This window comes from Vibrio alfacsensis, assembly GCF_019670485.1.
GTDB lineage: Bacteria > Pseudomonadota > Gammaproteobacteria > Enterobacterales > Vibrionaceae > Vibrio > Vibrio alfacsensis.
Window position 1 is genome coordinate 1,065,909 of record NZ_AP024166.1, and the last position, 14,405, is coordinate 1,080,313.

Genomic DNA, 14,405 nt, shown 5'->3' on the forward strand with positions numbered 1-14,405 from the left:
TGCCGTCTTAGTGATGTGATTGATCACTTAGTCGGTATCAATCTTGCCTAGCATCAACCAATCCTACTTAGTCTCAATCTTGCTTGGCATAGAATAGCTGCGAGATACAAATTCGGTTTCTTCAACTTGATAAATGTGATTAAGGTAAGAAGCTAAGCTGTAGAGCACATTTGCAAGCAAGTTTGCGTATCGGAACAATATCGGATCCGGTTGTTTTTTGCCTGAGTGCTCAACCGCAACAAGGGCACGTACTACCTTTTTTGCTTGGCAGCGACATAAATGCAATTGACTCGACGTTGGGTGCCCTCCCGGCAACACGAAGCCTTTAAAACCGCCGTCCAGTTTCGCCTTAATGACTTCGTAGTCAGCTTTAAGCTCATCCACTTCCGTTTCTGTAATGGCTAACTTACCTCGTATAGAGCCATTCACGTGATACACATTCGGCTGCATTCGAGTGAGGATATCACGGCTAAAATCATCCAACTCCATCGATAGCACAAGGCCAATTCGGCTGCATAGCTCATCAGCGGTGATCTCAAAATCACACACAGGGCTGTCTTCATAAATGAATGGATAACAAATTTCGCCTAGTTCCTTACTTACTGGTCTCATGCTGATTCTCTGTGCTTTTTGTTCTAATAAAAAAGGGAGTCAGTATAACCTAACTCCCTTCCGTCATTTTAGAAATCAATTCACGATTAAGCGTTTTCGATTTTCTTGTGACCTTCTTGAAGGTGAACGAAATCAACCAGATCATCACCTGATACTTGGTAAGCTTGACCAAATCCTTTCACGAATAGACCTTGTTCTGCTTTTAGGTTGAACAGAACGAAGTCTTCTAGTTGGCTCAGACCATCAATGATCTCACCAAAACGGTCTTTCATTTGACCAACAACTTGTTGCCACATTTCAGTATCACGCTCAACAACGGTTGCAACCGCATCAAACGTCAAACGTTTACGAGCGAACAACTGCTTCGACGAATCCTCGTCTTCAATCATCATCAAAGATACGTTTGGATTCTCTAGTAAGTTGCGTGCGTGACGAGCAATCTGAGAAATAAGAACGAAGTAACCTTCCTGGTTTTGAACATATGGTGCGTAACTTACGTTTGGACGGCCTTCCGCATCAACGGTTGCCAATTGAATGGTACGACGCTCCTGACGAAATTCCTTAATCTCTGGTCCTAGACGACCTTGTAAACGCTCTTGTTTAACTTGCTGATCCATTTTGATACCTAACTTTACTTGTTTGTTGTTCCGAGTTTTAACTCGGTTATTCTTTAATAAAACGACACTGCCCTAACGTATTAGCGCTAGTCGCAGTGTCATGCTCATTCGAGACTACTTGTTAAACTCTGCTTGCATTGCAAGGAATGCCGTTACTTGATCTTCGATTAGCTCACGCTTCTCGTTGCGACCTAGGTAAATCTTAAATATGTTACTGCCGCACTCAGAGAAGAAACCAAAGTAATGGCTCTCACGACCCATAAACGGCTTACTGACTAAAGCGATATTCGTAATATTGTCTAACTTAAGATGCCCATGAAGTTCGCCCTCTTTCCCCATTAAATTGTAGTAACCACGTGCCATCTTGCCTTTTGGAAATGGGGCCTTAACTTCAAAAATTGAGCCAAAAGAATGAACAATGGTAGTGACAGGGCCAAAACCAACCAATCCTTCAAGAATACTTTGAGCATGCTCACCTGAAGCAACAGCCACCATGTCTTTTGGTAGCGCAGCCACGACATCAAATTCTGAAACACCAAAACGCTCAGCCATTGCTGCTGGAAGTAGTTGCGGCTCTTGTTCTAGTAGGGTTTCAACCTGTTGTTTAATTGATTCCATTATTGTTTCCATTTCTTTTTAATTAATGACTATTTCTTTTCGGCTAGTGATTAGATGCCTGAGGCACCGCAATGTTCATTTCTGATGTCAGTACTTGAATACAAGCTTGAGCCAAAGACACAGACCAGAAACTACCCGCTAGCGTCAACACAACGCTACGCTCTTGCAGTTCCACTAAGTCCTTGTCATGCCAAACTTTAAACAGAGGCATAAGGAAGTTAAACGTATCCTCCCCCATAAATACTGGCAGTTTACTTGCTTGAATAATGCCTCGATCAAAACCAGATTTGAGTGATGCAAAAAGCGGTTCTAGTGGGCTTTGCTTCATCATCATTGCAATGGTGCTTTGCCCCTCATTCACTGCACTCATATAGGTTGCTAAGGTTCTGTGTTGCATCATGCCGTAACCGCCGATGTTGCCTCCTGCACCACACCCTACAGGTAAAACTTCCGCATAGGTTTTCGCCAAGCTGTTATATAGACTGCGTTCTCGGTTATCGATTGCCCAATGATTAACGCTAAGCTGTTTCATATGATGATCAGCCATGAACTTAACCCCTAGCTCGTACATTCCTGCTTTTTCAGGGGTTGTCGCTGGTGGAGGTATCTTGCCTTTTTCAACCAAATTCAACATCGGAGCACTACCGCCAACCACAAGCTGATAGAGGTCTAATCCGTGAGCACCGGTAGACATGAAATCGGTGAGATCTTGCTGTAGTACGTCTTTAGTTTGATACGGTAAGCCATAAAGCAAATCGATGATGACTGGAATTTTGTCTTCTTTCGCCAGTTCTGATACACGCCTTAATACATCTTCACGGCCATCAAGACGCTTTGCACTACGGCGAACTTGAGTATTAAAACTTTGCACACCAAACGAAAAACGGTTAAAGCCGCCATCTAATGCACCTAAATACAACTCATCAGAAAATCGATTGATCCGACCTTCAAGGGTAATTTCGCAATCAGCAGCCAACGGGAAATAATCGTGAATAGCTTGCCCTAACGCCCTAACCTGTTCTGGTGACAGATCAGTTGGCGTACCACCACCAATGTAAACCGCATGAAAAATCCCACTTTGTGTCCAAGGCAGTGCGGCTTTTTCTTTTAGCTCTTTCATCAACGCTGAAAAGTACTCATCAACGAGTGTTCGACTGGCTGCATTTTGGAAGAAGTTACAGAATGTACAACGCACACGACAAAAAGGGACGTGAATGTAAAGACAACGCTTATTACTCGTCGCCGCTTCAGACGTAATCCTCGATAAAATGGCACTTTGTTGTGGTGGAGGAACGGGCATGCTGCTCCCCCCTGCATGTGCAGAATGCTTTTTCACAAATGCAAAACGCAAGGGATCAGGACTATCACTCCCAAGAATAGATTCGTCAAATTTATAAATATCGACGCTCATAGATACTCACTTAAAGCCCAACAAACAAAAGGTTGAGACTAATTTCAAAAAAACTGAAGCGATCATAATTTGGGCGTAATGATAATGCAATTGATAATTGATCTTATTTCGAATGTAAGTGATAATCAATTCCAACTTAAGCACAACGTGTAACACCGAGATTTATTGTGAACCTAAAACGATATGCGATCGCCGGAGGCGCATCACTCGCCATTCATGCAACTCTACTTTTTGCCTCTCAAGAGACAAAGGTATTTGCCATGCCTGCTGGTAATCCTGCTAGTACTGTTAGTCTGAATCTCGTGTCAGCCCCTAAACCTGTGCCTACACCACAAGAGGTAATTCACCAAACTGAACCAGAACCTCAAAAACAGCCAGAGCCGAAAACACCTGAAGCTCCGCCGCACAAAAAGAACGTTGAAAAACCGATTGTCAAAAAAGAAGCGGTAAAACAGAAACGGATAGAAAAAAAACCAATAGAAAAGAAACCTACACCCGTTAAGAAAACAAAAAAGACGGCTCAGGTAAACAAAGCGCCGCAGTCAAAGCCAGTAACCAAACAGCAGACTAAGCAAGAACAAAAGAATGCGGCAAAGGAAGAAATTTCACAGCAAAAATCGGCACCGACAGTGCAATCAAAAGGAGCTGCATCTGAACCAGTTTTAGTTGATCAACCCACATTTGTCTCTCAACCAGTACAACCACGCTACCCCCGTTCAGCTCGAAAACGTGGGATCGAGGGCGTGGCCATTTATGAAGTTTGGTTAGATGAAAATGGTCATCAAATTAGACAAGTGTTGATTGAATCATCAGGAGCAGAAATGCTCGACACATCAGCACTGCGAGCCATTAAACAATGGCACTTTTCTCCACATATTTCTGGTGGGCAGCAAGTCGCTCATCGAGTTCAAATCCCAGTTCGTTTTAAGTTGGATGGATAATGGAACAGCTACAACAATTGCAAACCCAGTTAGGTCTTATGACATGGCCTTTAATCATTTGTTCTGCAATAACGGTGATGATCATCGCAGAACGCTTATTTCATGTGTTGATAAGCCTCGGCATAGGTAAAAAAGCAATACGAAAAAAATTGACCTCGCTTGACCCAACAAATGGCAAAGACATCGAAGCACTGGCTAATGAGCTATCCGGAAAACGCCCACTACTGTACCGCGGCGTGGCGATGTTACTTGCGCATCACTCATTCTCCAAATCACTTCGTGAAGATGCGGCTGGGATTTGGTTACAAGAGAAACGCCATCAATTGCACTCTGGCCTGCGTCTACTCACGTTGATTGGTGTCATTAGTCCGCTAATTGGTCTTTTAGGTACCGTATTAGGCTTGATCGATATGTTTGATAGCATTGCTCTTTCAACTGGAAATGTAAAACCTAGTGATCTCGCGGATGGTTTAGGTGTTGCAATGTACACAACCGCTGCGGGTCTTCTTATCGCCTTACCTGCAATTTCAGGCGCACAGCTAATTGGACTTTGGGCAGATCGTGTTATTGCCAAGCTGGAACATACACTCAACTACGTCAACCTTTGGCTAGAGGGGATTTCACTTCAACATGTGTCTCCAGATAACAAGAAAACCATCGTGACGGTGGCCAGCCATGTTGAAGCGAGCGTGTCATGATCAAAGCGCCCCGTGAAAATAACCATAGCCTAACACCAGATTTAACGCCGTTACTCGACATCATATTCATCGTCATGGTGTTCTTAATGCTGACTGCTGCTGTAAAACTCGACTCGCTCGATGTTAATTTGCCAAGTACGGATTCAAAAGCCGTGGCAGAGGTTGATAAACAATCAATCACCGTAAATATCTTAAATGAGGCGCCGTACTGGGCGATCAATGGCAAAACCTATATTGACTGGGAAAACTTCACGCTTGCTCTTTTAGAAGAAAGCAAATCAAGTGATAAACCCATTGTCATTGGCGCAGAAAAAACCGCAGACATTCAATACCTCGTTAAGTTACTTGGCTTTTTACAAGAAAACGGAATTCAGGCGACGCAACTTCTTACTGAAGAGTCGCAGTAAAAGAACATACAATAGAGAACTCATCCATGAAAAATTTAGTACTGCCAGTTCGTAAAAAATTAACTGCCGCAGTGGCAACATTCACAACCGCAATAACGCTAATAACCAGCTCGAATCTTTTTGCCAACGAAGCTCCAACTTCGGAGCGTATCGTCAGTGCTGGCAGTGCGGTCACTGAGCTTTTGTTTGCTCTTGATGCCAAAGAAAACCTTGTTGCCGTAGATGTCACCAGTGAACTCCCTCAAGAAATGGCGCTTCCTAAAGTCGGATACCATCGTCGACTCTCTGCTGAGGGGCTGCTAGCTCTCGCCCCAACCAAAGTGATCGGCTCAGATGAAATGGGGCCAAGTACAACCTTGGAACAACTGCAATCTGCTGGCGTTGACATCGAAATCGTCAATACAAAAGCCGACGTTGATGGCTTATTACAGCGTATTGATCAAATCGCCAACCTTGTGGATCGTCAGCCTCAAGCAGTAAAACTGAAGCAAAAGGTATCACAACAAGTTTCGGCTCTTGAGCATAATCAACCAGAAAAAGCCGATAAGAAAAAAGTTCTGTTTCTTCTTATTCATGAAGGACGTGCAGCGAATGTTGCAGGCTTAGATACCACACCAGACGCCATCATCAAACTAGCAGGCGGTGAAAACCCTGCCGCGGATAAGCTCACGTCATACAAACCGCTTTCGACAGAAGCAATGGTAGAAATGCAGCCCGACGTTATTCTCGTCAGTGGTCGTAGCTACCAAACAATGGGGGGGGCGGACGCGATTTTGAAAGCAATGCCTCTATTGGCGGCAACGCCTGCTGGTATGAACAAGAAGTTCGTGACAATCGATGGCCATGCTCTGGTGGGAGGTTTAGGCCTTAAGAGCCTTACTGAAGCTAAGCGTCTTAATCGCTTGTTGTACCCATAGAGAACCCCAATGCTGTTAAAACGACTTCCACTCTCAACGACTCTAGTTACGCTCTCGGGGTTTCTCGCTTTTATTGCAGTGGCTTCGATTACTGTTGGTCCAATGAATATTAGTTTTGCAGACAGTCTGCGAAGCTTGATTGGCGCAAGCTCTGATCTTGCGCCACATATTCAACTTGTCATTAATGAAATCCGCTTACCACGAACGATCTTGTGTATATTTATCGGTGCCATTCTTGCAATTTGTGGCGTGGTGATGCAGGGGTTATTTCGCAACCCGCTTGCGGAGCCAGGCATCATTGGGGTTTCTGCTGGTGCCGCACTTGGTGGTGCGTTTGCAATTGTGGTTTTTGCCGACTTTAGCCAGCACTACCCACAACTAATGAACTTAGCCGCTCTGCCACTTTTTGCCTTTCTTGGCGGCGCAATCACCACGATTTTAGTCTATTGGTTAGGCACCAATAAATTTGGCACATCCGTTACCATCATGCTACTTGCTGGTGTTGCTATCAGTGCGCTCTCAGGGGCAGCTATCGGCTTTATGAATTTTGTGGCCGATGACCAAATGCTAAGAGATTTAGCGCTTTGGTCAATGGGGTCATTAGCTGGTGCAAACTGGTCTGGTATTGGCCTAGCGGCTGTTACACTATTGATTCTTTTCTATTGGTTCCAGAAGAAGTCAATGGCATTAAATGCGCTTTTGTTAGGGGAATCTGAAGCCCGTCACTTAGGAGTACCGGTACAAAAACTTAAACGCCAGCTGATTTTGCTCTCTGCGGTAGGTGTCGGTGTGACGGTTAGTATATGCGGTGCGATCGGTTTTATTGGGCTTGTTATCCCTCACCTTGGCCGCATGATCTCGGGGCCAGACCACCGAACGCTTTTGCCTATCTCGGCGTTAATGGGAGCTTTGCTATTAACCGCTGCTGATATGTTTGCCCGTGTCGCGGTTGCACCAGCCGAGCTACCCGTTGGTATCGTTACTGCGTTGATTGGTGCGCCATTCTTTATCTATCTACTGTTCCAACAAAAAGGAAAGATCCTGTAATGAATCACACCGCTTTATCAGGCAAAAATATCTCTATGCAGTACGGCAATCGAATTGTTCTCGATGACATCAGTATTGATATTCGCGCTGGTGAGGTCACTGCCTTATTGGGACCAAATGGTGCAGGGAAAAGTACGCTTCTCAAGCTTCTGTGTGGCGAAATACCATCGCAGAATGACATCGAATATTTTGGTAAACAGAAGAGTGACTGGGCCCCGTCTGAAAGTGCTAAACACATTGCGATGCTGCCACAACACAGCACATTAACATTTCCATTTTTAGCCAAAGAAGTGGTCGAGTTAGGTGCTATTCCACTTTCAATCACCAATAAAGAAACAACACAACTGGCTCTGCACTATATGGAACAGACGGATGTGTTACACCTTGCAGATCGCCTTTACCCCGCCCTTTCTGGAGGGGAGAAACAACGCTTACATCTTGCTCGAGTGCTCACCCAACTTCATCAATCAGGAGAAAGGAAAATACTCATGCTGGATGAACCAACGTCGGCTTTGGATCTTGCCCACCAGCACAACACATTAAAGATCGCTCGCGAAGCGGCAAAACAACACAACGCTGCCGTGGTCGTCGTGTTACACGATCTCAATTTAGCCTCACAGTACTCAGACCGCCTTGTGCTGCTTCATAATGGAAAATTGGTTTGTGATGATACCCCATGGAATGCGCTAACGCCTGAACGCATTGAACACGTTTATGGCTATCGCTCCATTGTCACGAAACATCCTACGCTTAACTTTCCACAAGTCCACGCAGCGGCTTAGTATTTGTTTAAGGCTGGATAAACTAACTCACGTCTTGTCTTGTACGAATGCCACTGCACTAACGTAGAACTTATACCCCGCTCAAACAAAAGAAGCCCTGCTAACTAAATAGTTAGCAGGGCTTCTTTGTAATACTATAAATATAGAGCCTATTTGCTCATCTGGATTAAGGAGCGTCCAATCAGCCACTCTAGCTCTTTTGCACTGTTTTCCCCAAATTGGCTTTCAACGACTTTGTAAAGACGGTCTATACCGTTTGCAGCAAATTCATGAGCACTTTCAGAAGTCACAATGTGGTGGAATAACAAACGTAAAATCGCTAAGAACTCAGGGTCCTCAAGCGCTTTAATCCAACTATCAGAGAATGCATCTAATCCATTATCAAATTCCAAATGCTCTACGAACATCTTGAAAATACGACCATCTAATGCAGCAGTAAAATCTGTTTTCTTCGGGAAATGGTGGCTAATGCCCGTACGCGATACCCCTGTCTGTTGGCTTAATGTGGTATAAGACATTTTGTCGTAACCAAGTCTTAGAAGTTGATCGACAACGGCATCCATAATCTTTTGGATCGTGATTTCAGTATCTTCTTTACTACGCTTTGGCATATTCTAAGCTCTTCTCTTCTTAAATCCATCTAACCCATTATCTTATGAGTTTAAAATGAAATTCATCCTCAATATTATGTACTGTCGTTACCCAAATTTATATTAGGTATCAAATCACTTGTACAAAACGCAGCGTAACGTGCACTTTACAGTGATACTTCCATCAATACATGTGACTCAAAAATCGGCAAAAAATCCATTCCATTATAAATTTATGCCGATAACATTCATAAAAATTATCCTAAAGCCAAGAATGATAACTTTGTGAAAATGGTCAATCGAGAAATAGTCTTATAAATTGATTCCTAGTTCAACTCACCTGACGAAAATCTCATAGAGATCTCGCTCGATTGGCGCAAAACATTGACAGATATCACAATAATTTTCTACAACTGACGCAAAAGATGTACGTAACCTATCGTTAACAACATAACATACCGGCTCTTTTTTGTCCGAAATCATTCATTTTTGTAGATACAGATCAAATACCTGATAGAATACCCGCAGTATTTACAAGAGGATTCGTTATGAGTATCGAATTAGAACAGAACCAAGTTTGTGAAGCTTGCGGTTGTGCTGGTGAAATGGGCTTTATCATCAAAGAAGGCGACGACGTTGCTGAAGTAACGATTTTCGCAGACTCTAAAGCCACACTAGAAGCAGAATTAGCAAAATACGTTGAATTAGCAAAAACAGTATGTGCAAACGTTGAATACAATGTCTCTGCCCTAACTGAAGAGTCTAAAGAACTAAAGGCACGCTTTAAATTTGAAGTAAGTGCAGAAAAGCTAATCTTCGAACTAAAAACTCGCTCTCTAATGCGTTAATCATCGATATTTAATCGATAGAGACGTAAAAGCGAGCAATCAGCTCGCTTTTTTGATCGTTTGTCAACCTGTCTAACTCTTGTCTTGTTGAAACACCACCCACTTCAATGCCCCATTGGTTTCAAACTCATTCTCATCGCTACACAGTAGCAATACGCCCTCAACGTTTAATATCGCCCCTGCTGTATAAGCTTTGTCATCGTAGTAACAAACTCGTTGTCCTAACTTGCTATCAGCCACGATAAGGGCCTTGGCATCTGGCGTGCTATAAGATTTAGCCATCGCAGCACTTGAAAACAGTGCGCTTACCATACTCGCGACGATGAAAGATCTCGATTTTAGGTTCATAACTCCCCCCTTTATAAGGTAATCATACTATCAGGGATGGATTTCACGTTCTTGGCAGCATCTCATGTTCTTGATGCTAGAAGCTCATTAGACTTTACGTTATGCTTTTTCTGACTCCTAATCACCAGTATTCTCGTTATGTGCTTTTTCCCTTTTGTGTCTCGCTTTTTCTCTTTGCTACGTCATTTATTCACTTTACTAGTTAGCTTTGTGGCTTTGTCCGGCACGTCGATGGCTCATGACCTAGACTACTACACAAAACTGAACCATACCGACAACTACGGCAATCTTGACCTACGCAACAAGCCTTACACGTCGCTTCCTGACGGCCTCATCGTAAAAGGTAATTTAGACCTATCACAATCCCCTATCACTAAACTCCCTAGAGGGTTGGATGTCGGAGGAAGCCTCACTGCCAAAAACAGCGCACTGAAAACGATTAGACCAAGAATCAAAATAAAAGGTTATGCAAACCTATTAGGAAGCCAAGTCGAACGTTGGCCAAGAGGTGTGAAACTTGGTGGGTACTTAAACTTAGCCGATACGCCACTCGTAAGCTTGCCAGCAAGGCTTAATGTGAAAGGAGACTTAAGCGTCATTAGAACGCCATTAACTCAACTACCAGAGGGATTAGTCGTCGATGGTAACCTTTACATTGGCGGATCTGCTATTACAACGTTTCCTGAAACAATGACGGTACGAGGCAATATCTTTTTGGGGGGAAACCAGATTTCCAAATGGCCAAGCCAGCTCACTTTGGGAGGAGCGGTTGCACCATAGAGGCGACAGCATAATGGTTGCAGTACCATAACGAATTTGCCACCGCCCTACTATATCAGCGAGTACCGCATAAGCTCATTCGATCTACTGAGTAATGACCTTACAAGCCTCTAACCCGTTACTGAATAAATGAGCGCTTAAGCTATGAGTACGTAAGCTATGAGCACGTAAGCTATAAGCACGTAAATAACGACTAGACTAAGTGAGGAATGAGGCAGCAAAGCCCGCATTCCTCACATTATGTGTTGGCCAATAAGACCGGAATTAAACCTCTTGGTTATTAACCGGGTTGGCATAACTTGCAACTAAATAAGTTTGAGCCCCCGTTGGCAGCTGCTGCAATTTCTCTGCTAGTTGAGACTTTACAGAATCCGTGATGCTTTCATCCTCTCGTCCCGCCGCAAGCAGATTGATCGGGAACACTCGGTAGTTGTTATGAATTTGGCGGTCGATTTCATTAGCTAACGCGTCTGGAGTTTCAAACTCTTGGTCAATCACTTCGCCAAACGCGACATGAACTTTACCTTTGTAACCGATAATGCCTTGAATGATGCTCTCGATATCCTCAAATTCACCTTTTTCATAGCGACCATTTTCTGCTTTTTCATACAGTTCTTTTGCTTTCGCAATGTCACACGGATCATTTTGATATGAAATTGATACCGGTACGATTTTTAATGAACGCGTGTACTCACCAAAACTGACCTTTTGCTTACGTCCCTCTACGTGGAACATTTTCAAAATGGCAGGGTCGGTAAAATCATTGCCATCTTTCGCTCGGCCCTCTTTCTGTGCAATCCAGATAGAATTGCCCGTCTCTAATGAGTGCTTAATGTAGCCTGACAATTGCCCTAGCGCTTTCATCATTTCACGAGGCGCTTTTACTGAGCGCTTAACGATAAAGCTTTTGTTGAGCTTCATAAGCTCTGTTGCACATGGTTTTTTCAATAAGTTATCGCCAATCGCAATGCGCACCGTTCGGTGTCCACTTTGGTGCAAACCAAAATTCACTAAAGCGGGATCCATAGCGATGTCGCGGTGATTGGAGACAAAGAGATATGAAGTATTCTTATCTAGCTTATCTAAACCAGAAAATGTGACGCCGTCTGTCGTCGAGTTTAGCGTATCTCGAAGGTATTTCTTTACCTCCAGTTGAATCGCCTCAACAGAGTTCAATTTGCTCCACTTCGCTTTCAAGTAAATACGAAGCACTGGGGCCATCAATGCTTTAAACCAGCTCGCTCTGTTATTAAAGCGATGGTTTATAATTGCACTAATGAACTCATCATCTTGGATCAATCGATCCAAAGCAGCAGGAATTTCATCGTCGTTATATGGACGAATTTCAATATAAGGATCGTTATTGGTTGTCATCTTTCAATTCATTCTTTAAAAAGCTGGCACATTTTACGCATAGTTTTGCCAACTCGCAGCAACTCAAACCATACTTTTAACATGGTCATACCAGTAGCATTACAATCTTGGCAAAAAACTCGGTTAACCGGTTGGCATTCAAAAGCTTTAGCGGTAACCTTATCGGCCCAAAAACTCCGGTAATCATAATGAACTACGCAATTGAATTTCACGATACACATTTCCCATTTCTGCATGTCACAGCGCGCAAAAAAGCGCTTAAGCACAGTTTACTGTCTGTCGTAGAAGGGCTCGTGATCATCAAATTGGGTAAGCAAGAGTATGCCATTGAACCAGGTCAATACTTTTGGATTCCGCAAGATTGTTTGAGTTCCCTCACTTTTTTACCTAATACCAGATTGAATCGTTGCGACTTTTCAGTCCGCCTGACTGACGAGTTTCCCCAGCAAGCGGGATTCTTTAAACCATCAAATTTGCTTAAAGCACTGGTTCAAAAGCTATCTATCACACAACAACGTGACCAATACCAATTGGATTTACTTGCGGTTGTGAAACATGAAGTATTAGCTCTGAGACCAAGCTTAAACAACTCGCCTCTCACAAACTCGATCAATCAATGGCAGCCAGGCTGTGAAGAGCGCATTTCTCGTGAATTGTGCCTAGTTCTCACCTTAAGAGAAGCAAGAAAAATGAAGCTATCCGGCAAAAAACAGCAAGATATCGTAGAGCGACTATTTGCGGGAAATTCAGAAGAATTTGAGCAACTGTGCTTTTTAGTCTTTGGCGATGCACTCTAATCTTATCACTGGATAAGACCGCGCATTACGCCTCTCCGTACGTGATTCCGTCACAGAGCGTCAAATTCAAATAGAAAAGGCAGCCATTTGAGGCTGCCTTTTCTATTGTTGAGTTGGAATCGAGTTTATTTGGCACTCTTTCCGGCAAGTTCAGCAAAACTGGTAATATTCTCTTTCGCTTCTTTCCAAGCTTTTTCCGCATCACCAGCACAAATTGCATCAACCAACGGCTTGTGGCTTAAACCACTTTGAGACAAATCGTACTCGATATGAGTCATCTCGATATAGCTTTTCAGTTGATTGGCGATTTGAGCGTATATCTTAGCAAATCGTGGACTGTGACTGAGTTCGACCACTTTTTGGTGGAAGTCAAAATCCATCTTATAAATCGCTAACGAGTCTTCGCCGTTATCACACACACGACAAAATTCATTAAGAAGCTCAATTAACTCTTCTTTGTCTTGTTCCGTTGCGCGTTCAGCTGCCATTGCAGCGGCTTGGCTCTCAATTGCAACCCTCATATTGTACAGTTCCCACAGCTCTTCATCATCGAGCGTAAAAACATGCCAACCGACATAAGGTTTTTGAACAACGAGTCCCTCATGTGATAATGAGTTCAGAGCCATACGAACAGTACTGCGCGAAAGCTCTAACTCTTTCGACAATGTACTTTCAACAATTTTTGTACCTTGTTCCAACTGACCGTCAGTGATCATTTCCCTGATGTATTCTGTCGCTTGCTCTTCCAAGCTTTGCTTATTTATTTTCATTTCCCGACTCATTAACGGTTATGCTTCGTTCTTAGCGACAATTGTCTCACAAAATTGTGACTAAAGTCATTTTTCGTTTACTGTTAATCAGTATAACGCCGATTGTCAGACAGTTTTCTGTCACACATCGACTTTTTGTGTTCGGAAAAGCGGGCAAAAACAGAACATGAAAAGGGAACAAACACCGTAAAAAGGTAACGGGGAAAAAACGTCCGATCGACATGTTTGTCTTCGGACGCCTGAGTATCTAAATGAGGGAAGACTGACCCTTAGTGCGGATTTCGCGTTGGGAGTTGACGACAGATCGTGAGCGATGGAAGCCTAACACGATGCAAGGCGCCTCATTAAAAAGGCACTTCAATTTGCATCATCCAATCGGCGTCGTAGTAGTCATGCCATCGATAATCAAATCGCATTCTTGGTTGATCACCGTTTTTCTCTCCAAGACCAATACTAAACATCAGGCCATGGCTACGTAGCCACTCTTCTGTGCTCATTTTGTTCTCTTCGTCTTTGAGCTCTTCCGGCATCCAAACCCCTAAGCCAAAATAATTATTCTCAAGGTTTTGCGTTAAGAATGGCGTATCTTCTTGTTTGATCGCCCACTCATCCCAATAATTTTCTGGTGGCTCATCATAGGTTTTTTCGGACTGGTACCAATTTAGTGTTTCCGTGCTCAGCACTCCGATGCTGTCCATCACATCTTCACATAGAGGAACGATGTTATCTGCAAAAACGACCGAACGATCAGATAAATAGTTACATGCAAAACTCGCTTGTGTTGCGACAAGCAATGCACATGTACTAAATACGGCGACTCTGACCATTTAAAATTTAACCTCTTAAGT

General features: G+C 43.4%; 18 protein-coding genes. 9 read left to right on the forward strand and 9 right to left on the reverse strand.

The window, feature by feature from the left end; genetic code table 11:
* Positions 1–63: 63 nt before the first annotated feature.
* The 4 genes from VA249_RS19280 to hutW all read right to left on the reverse strand — a co-directional run bounded on the left by VA249_RS19280 (position 64) and on the right by hutW (position 3,258).
* A complete protein-coding gene (locus VA249_RS19280; protein WP_221070426.1) occupies positions 64–612 on the reverse strand; it encodes an ATP:cob(I)alamin adenosyltransferase in 549 nt (182 codons plus the stop codon).
* 86 nt (positions 613–698) lie between these two features.
* Complete coding sequence (hutZ, locus tag VA249_RS19285) at positions 699–1,229, reverse strand: heme utilization protein HutZ (protein WP_005441121.1); 531 nt, start codon at positions 1,227–1,229, stop codon at positions 699–701.
* A 114-nt stretch (positions 1,230–1,343) separates the two neighbouring features.
* The gene (gene hutX, locus VA249_RS19290; RefSeq protein WP_221070428.1) at positions 1,344–1,847 is read right to left on the reverse strand and encodes a heme utilization cystosolic carrier protein HutX; all 504 of its coding nucleotides are present in this window, start codon (positions 1,845–1,847) and stop codon (positions 1,344–1,346) included.
* Positions 1,848–1,890: 43 nt separating this feature from the next.
* A complete protein-coding gene (gene hutW, locus VA249_RS19295) occupies positions 1,891–3,258 on the reverse strand; it encodes a heme anaerobic degradation radical SAM methyltransferase ChuW/HutW (RefSeq protein ID WP_221070431.1) in 1,368 nt (455 codons plus the stop codon).
* Between the two features lie 167 nt (positions 3,259–3,425).
* Between hutW and VA249_RS19300 the strand changes: the two genes are divergently transcribed.
* The 6 genes from VA249_RS19300 to VA249_RS19325 are packed head-to-tail and all read left to right on the forward strand — an operon-like array spanning position 3,426 to position 8,050.
* Positions 3,426–4,199, forward strand: a complete 774-nt coding sequence (locus VA249_RS19300; protein ID WP_221070433.1) for an energy transducer TonB — start codon at positions 3,426–3,428, stop codon at positions 4,197–4,199.
* Positions 4,199–4,897, forward strand: a complete 699-nt coding sequence (locus VA249_RS19305; RefSeq protein ID WP_221070435.1) for a MotA/TolQ/ExbB proton channel family protein — start codon at positions 4,199–4,201, stop codon at positions 4,895–4,897. The genes VA249_RS19300 and VA249_RS19305 overlap by 1 nt, the downstream gene beginning before the upstream one ends.
* The gene (locus tag VA249_RS19310) at positions 4,894–5,304 is read left to right on the forward strand and encodes an ExbD/TolR family protein (RefSeq protein WP_221070436.1); all 411 of its coding nucleotides are present in this window, start codon (positions 4,894–4,896) and stop codon (positions 5,302–5,304) included. Before VA249_RS19305 ends, VA249_RS19310 begins: the two co-directional genes overlap by 4 nt.
* Before the next feature lie 26 nt (positions 5,305–5,330).
* Positions 5,331–6,221: a heme/hemin ABC transporter substrate-binding protein gene (locus VA249_RS19315; protein ID WP_221070437.1), complete on the forward strand. Its 891-nt coding sequence runs from the start codon at positions 5,331–5,333 to the stop codon at positions 6,219–6,221.
* Positions 6,222–6,230: 9 nt separating this feature from the next.
* Positions 6,231–7,268, forward strand: a complete 1,038-nt coding sequence (locus VA249_RS19320; RefSeq protein WP_221070438.1) for a FecCD family ABC transporter permease — start codon at positions 6,231–6,233, stop codon at positions 7,266–7,268.
* Entirely contained in the window at positions 7,268–8,050 is a 783-nt protein-coding gene (locus VA249_RS19325) for a heme ABC transporter ATP-binding protein (protein ID WP_221070439.1), read from the forward strand. Before VA249_RS19320 ends, VA249_RS19325 begins: the two co-directional genes overlap by 1 nt.
* A gap of 149 nt (positions 8,051–8,199) precedes the next feature.
* Here the strand turns inward: VA249_RS19325 and VA249_RS19330 are convergent, their stop codons facing one another.
* Positions 8,200–8,661 carry a TetR/AcrR family transcriptional regulator gene (locus VA249_RS19330; protein WP_128813183.1) on the reverse strand — a complete coding sequence of 154 codons (462 nt, stop codon included), beginning with the start codon at positions 8,659–8,661 and terminating at the stop codon, positions 8,200–8,202.
* 527 nt (positions 8,662–9,188) lie between these two features.
* Between VA249_RS19330 and VA249_RS19335 the strand changes: the two genes are divergently transcribed.
* On the forward strand, positions 9,189–9,488 hold the full coding sequence (locus tag VA249_RS19335) for a YfcZ/YiiS family protein (protein WP_128813184.1): 300 nt from the start codon (positions 9,189–9,191) through the stop codon (positions 9,486–9,488).
* 72 nt (positions 9,489–9,560) lie between these two features.
* Here the strand turns inward: VA249_RS19335 and VA249_RS19340 are convergent, their stop codons facing one another.
* Positions 9,561–9,836, reverse strand: coding sequence for a YnjH family protein (locus VA249_RS19340; RefSeq protein ID WP_221070440.1), 276 nt, complete (start codon positions 9,834–9,836; stop codon positions 9,561–9,563).
* A 231-nt stretch (positions 9,837–10,067) separates the two neighbouring features.
* Between VA249_RS19340 and VA249_RS19345 the strand changes: the two genes are divergently transcribed.
* Entirely contained in the window at positions 10,068–10,616 is a 549-nt protein-coding gene (locus VA249_RS19345) for a hypothetical protein (RefSeq protein WP_221070441.1), read from the forward strand.
* A 264-nt stretch (positions 10,617–10,880) separates the two neighbouring features.
* On the opposite strand, the gene VA249_RS19350 is transcribed toward VA249_RS19345, so the two are convergent.
* Positions 10,881–11,990 carry a 1-acyl-sn-glycerol-3-phosphate acyltransferase gene (locus VA249_RS19350; protein WP_221070442.1) on the reverse strand — a complete coding sequence of 370 codons (1,110 nt, stop codon included), beginning with the start codon at positions 11,988–11,990 and terminating at the stop codon, positions 10,881–10,883.
* 188 nt (positions 11,991–12,178) lie between these two features.
* Between VA249_RS19350 and VA249_RS19355 the strand changes: the two genes are divergently transcribed.
* Entirely contained in the window at positions 12,179–12,787 is a 609-nt protein-coding gene (locus VA249_RS19355; protein ID WP_221070443.1) for an AraC family transcriptional regulator, read from the forward strand.
* A 125-nt stretch (positions 12,788–12,912) separates the two neighbouring features.
* Here the strand turns inward: VA249_RS19355 and VA249_RS19360 are convergent, their stop codons facing one another.
* Positions 12,913–13,557, reverse strand: coding sequence for a GntR family transcriptional regulator (locus tag VA249_RS19360; protein WP_221070444.1), 645 nt, complete (start codon positions 13,555–13,557; stop codon positions 12,913–12,915).
* 344 nt (positions 13,558–13,901) lie between these two features.
* Positions 13,902–14,384, reverse strand: a complete 483-nt coding sequence (locus VA249_RS19365; protein WP_128813191.1) for a hypothetical protein — start codon at positions 14,382–14,384, stop codon at positions 13,902–13,904.
* Positions 14,385–14,405 lie beyond the last annotated feature (21 nt).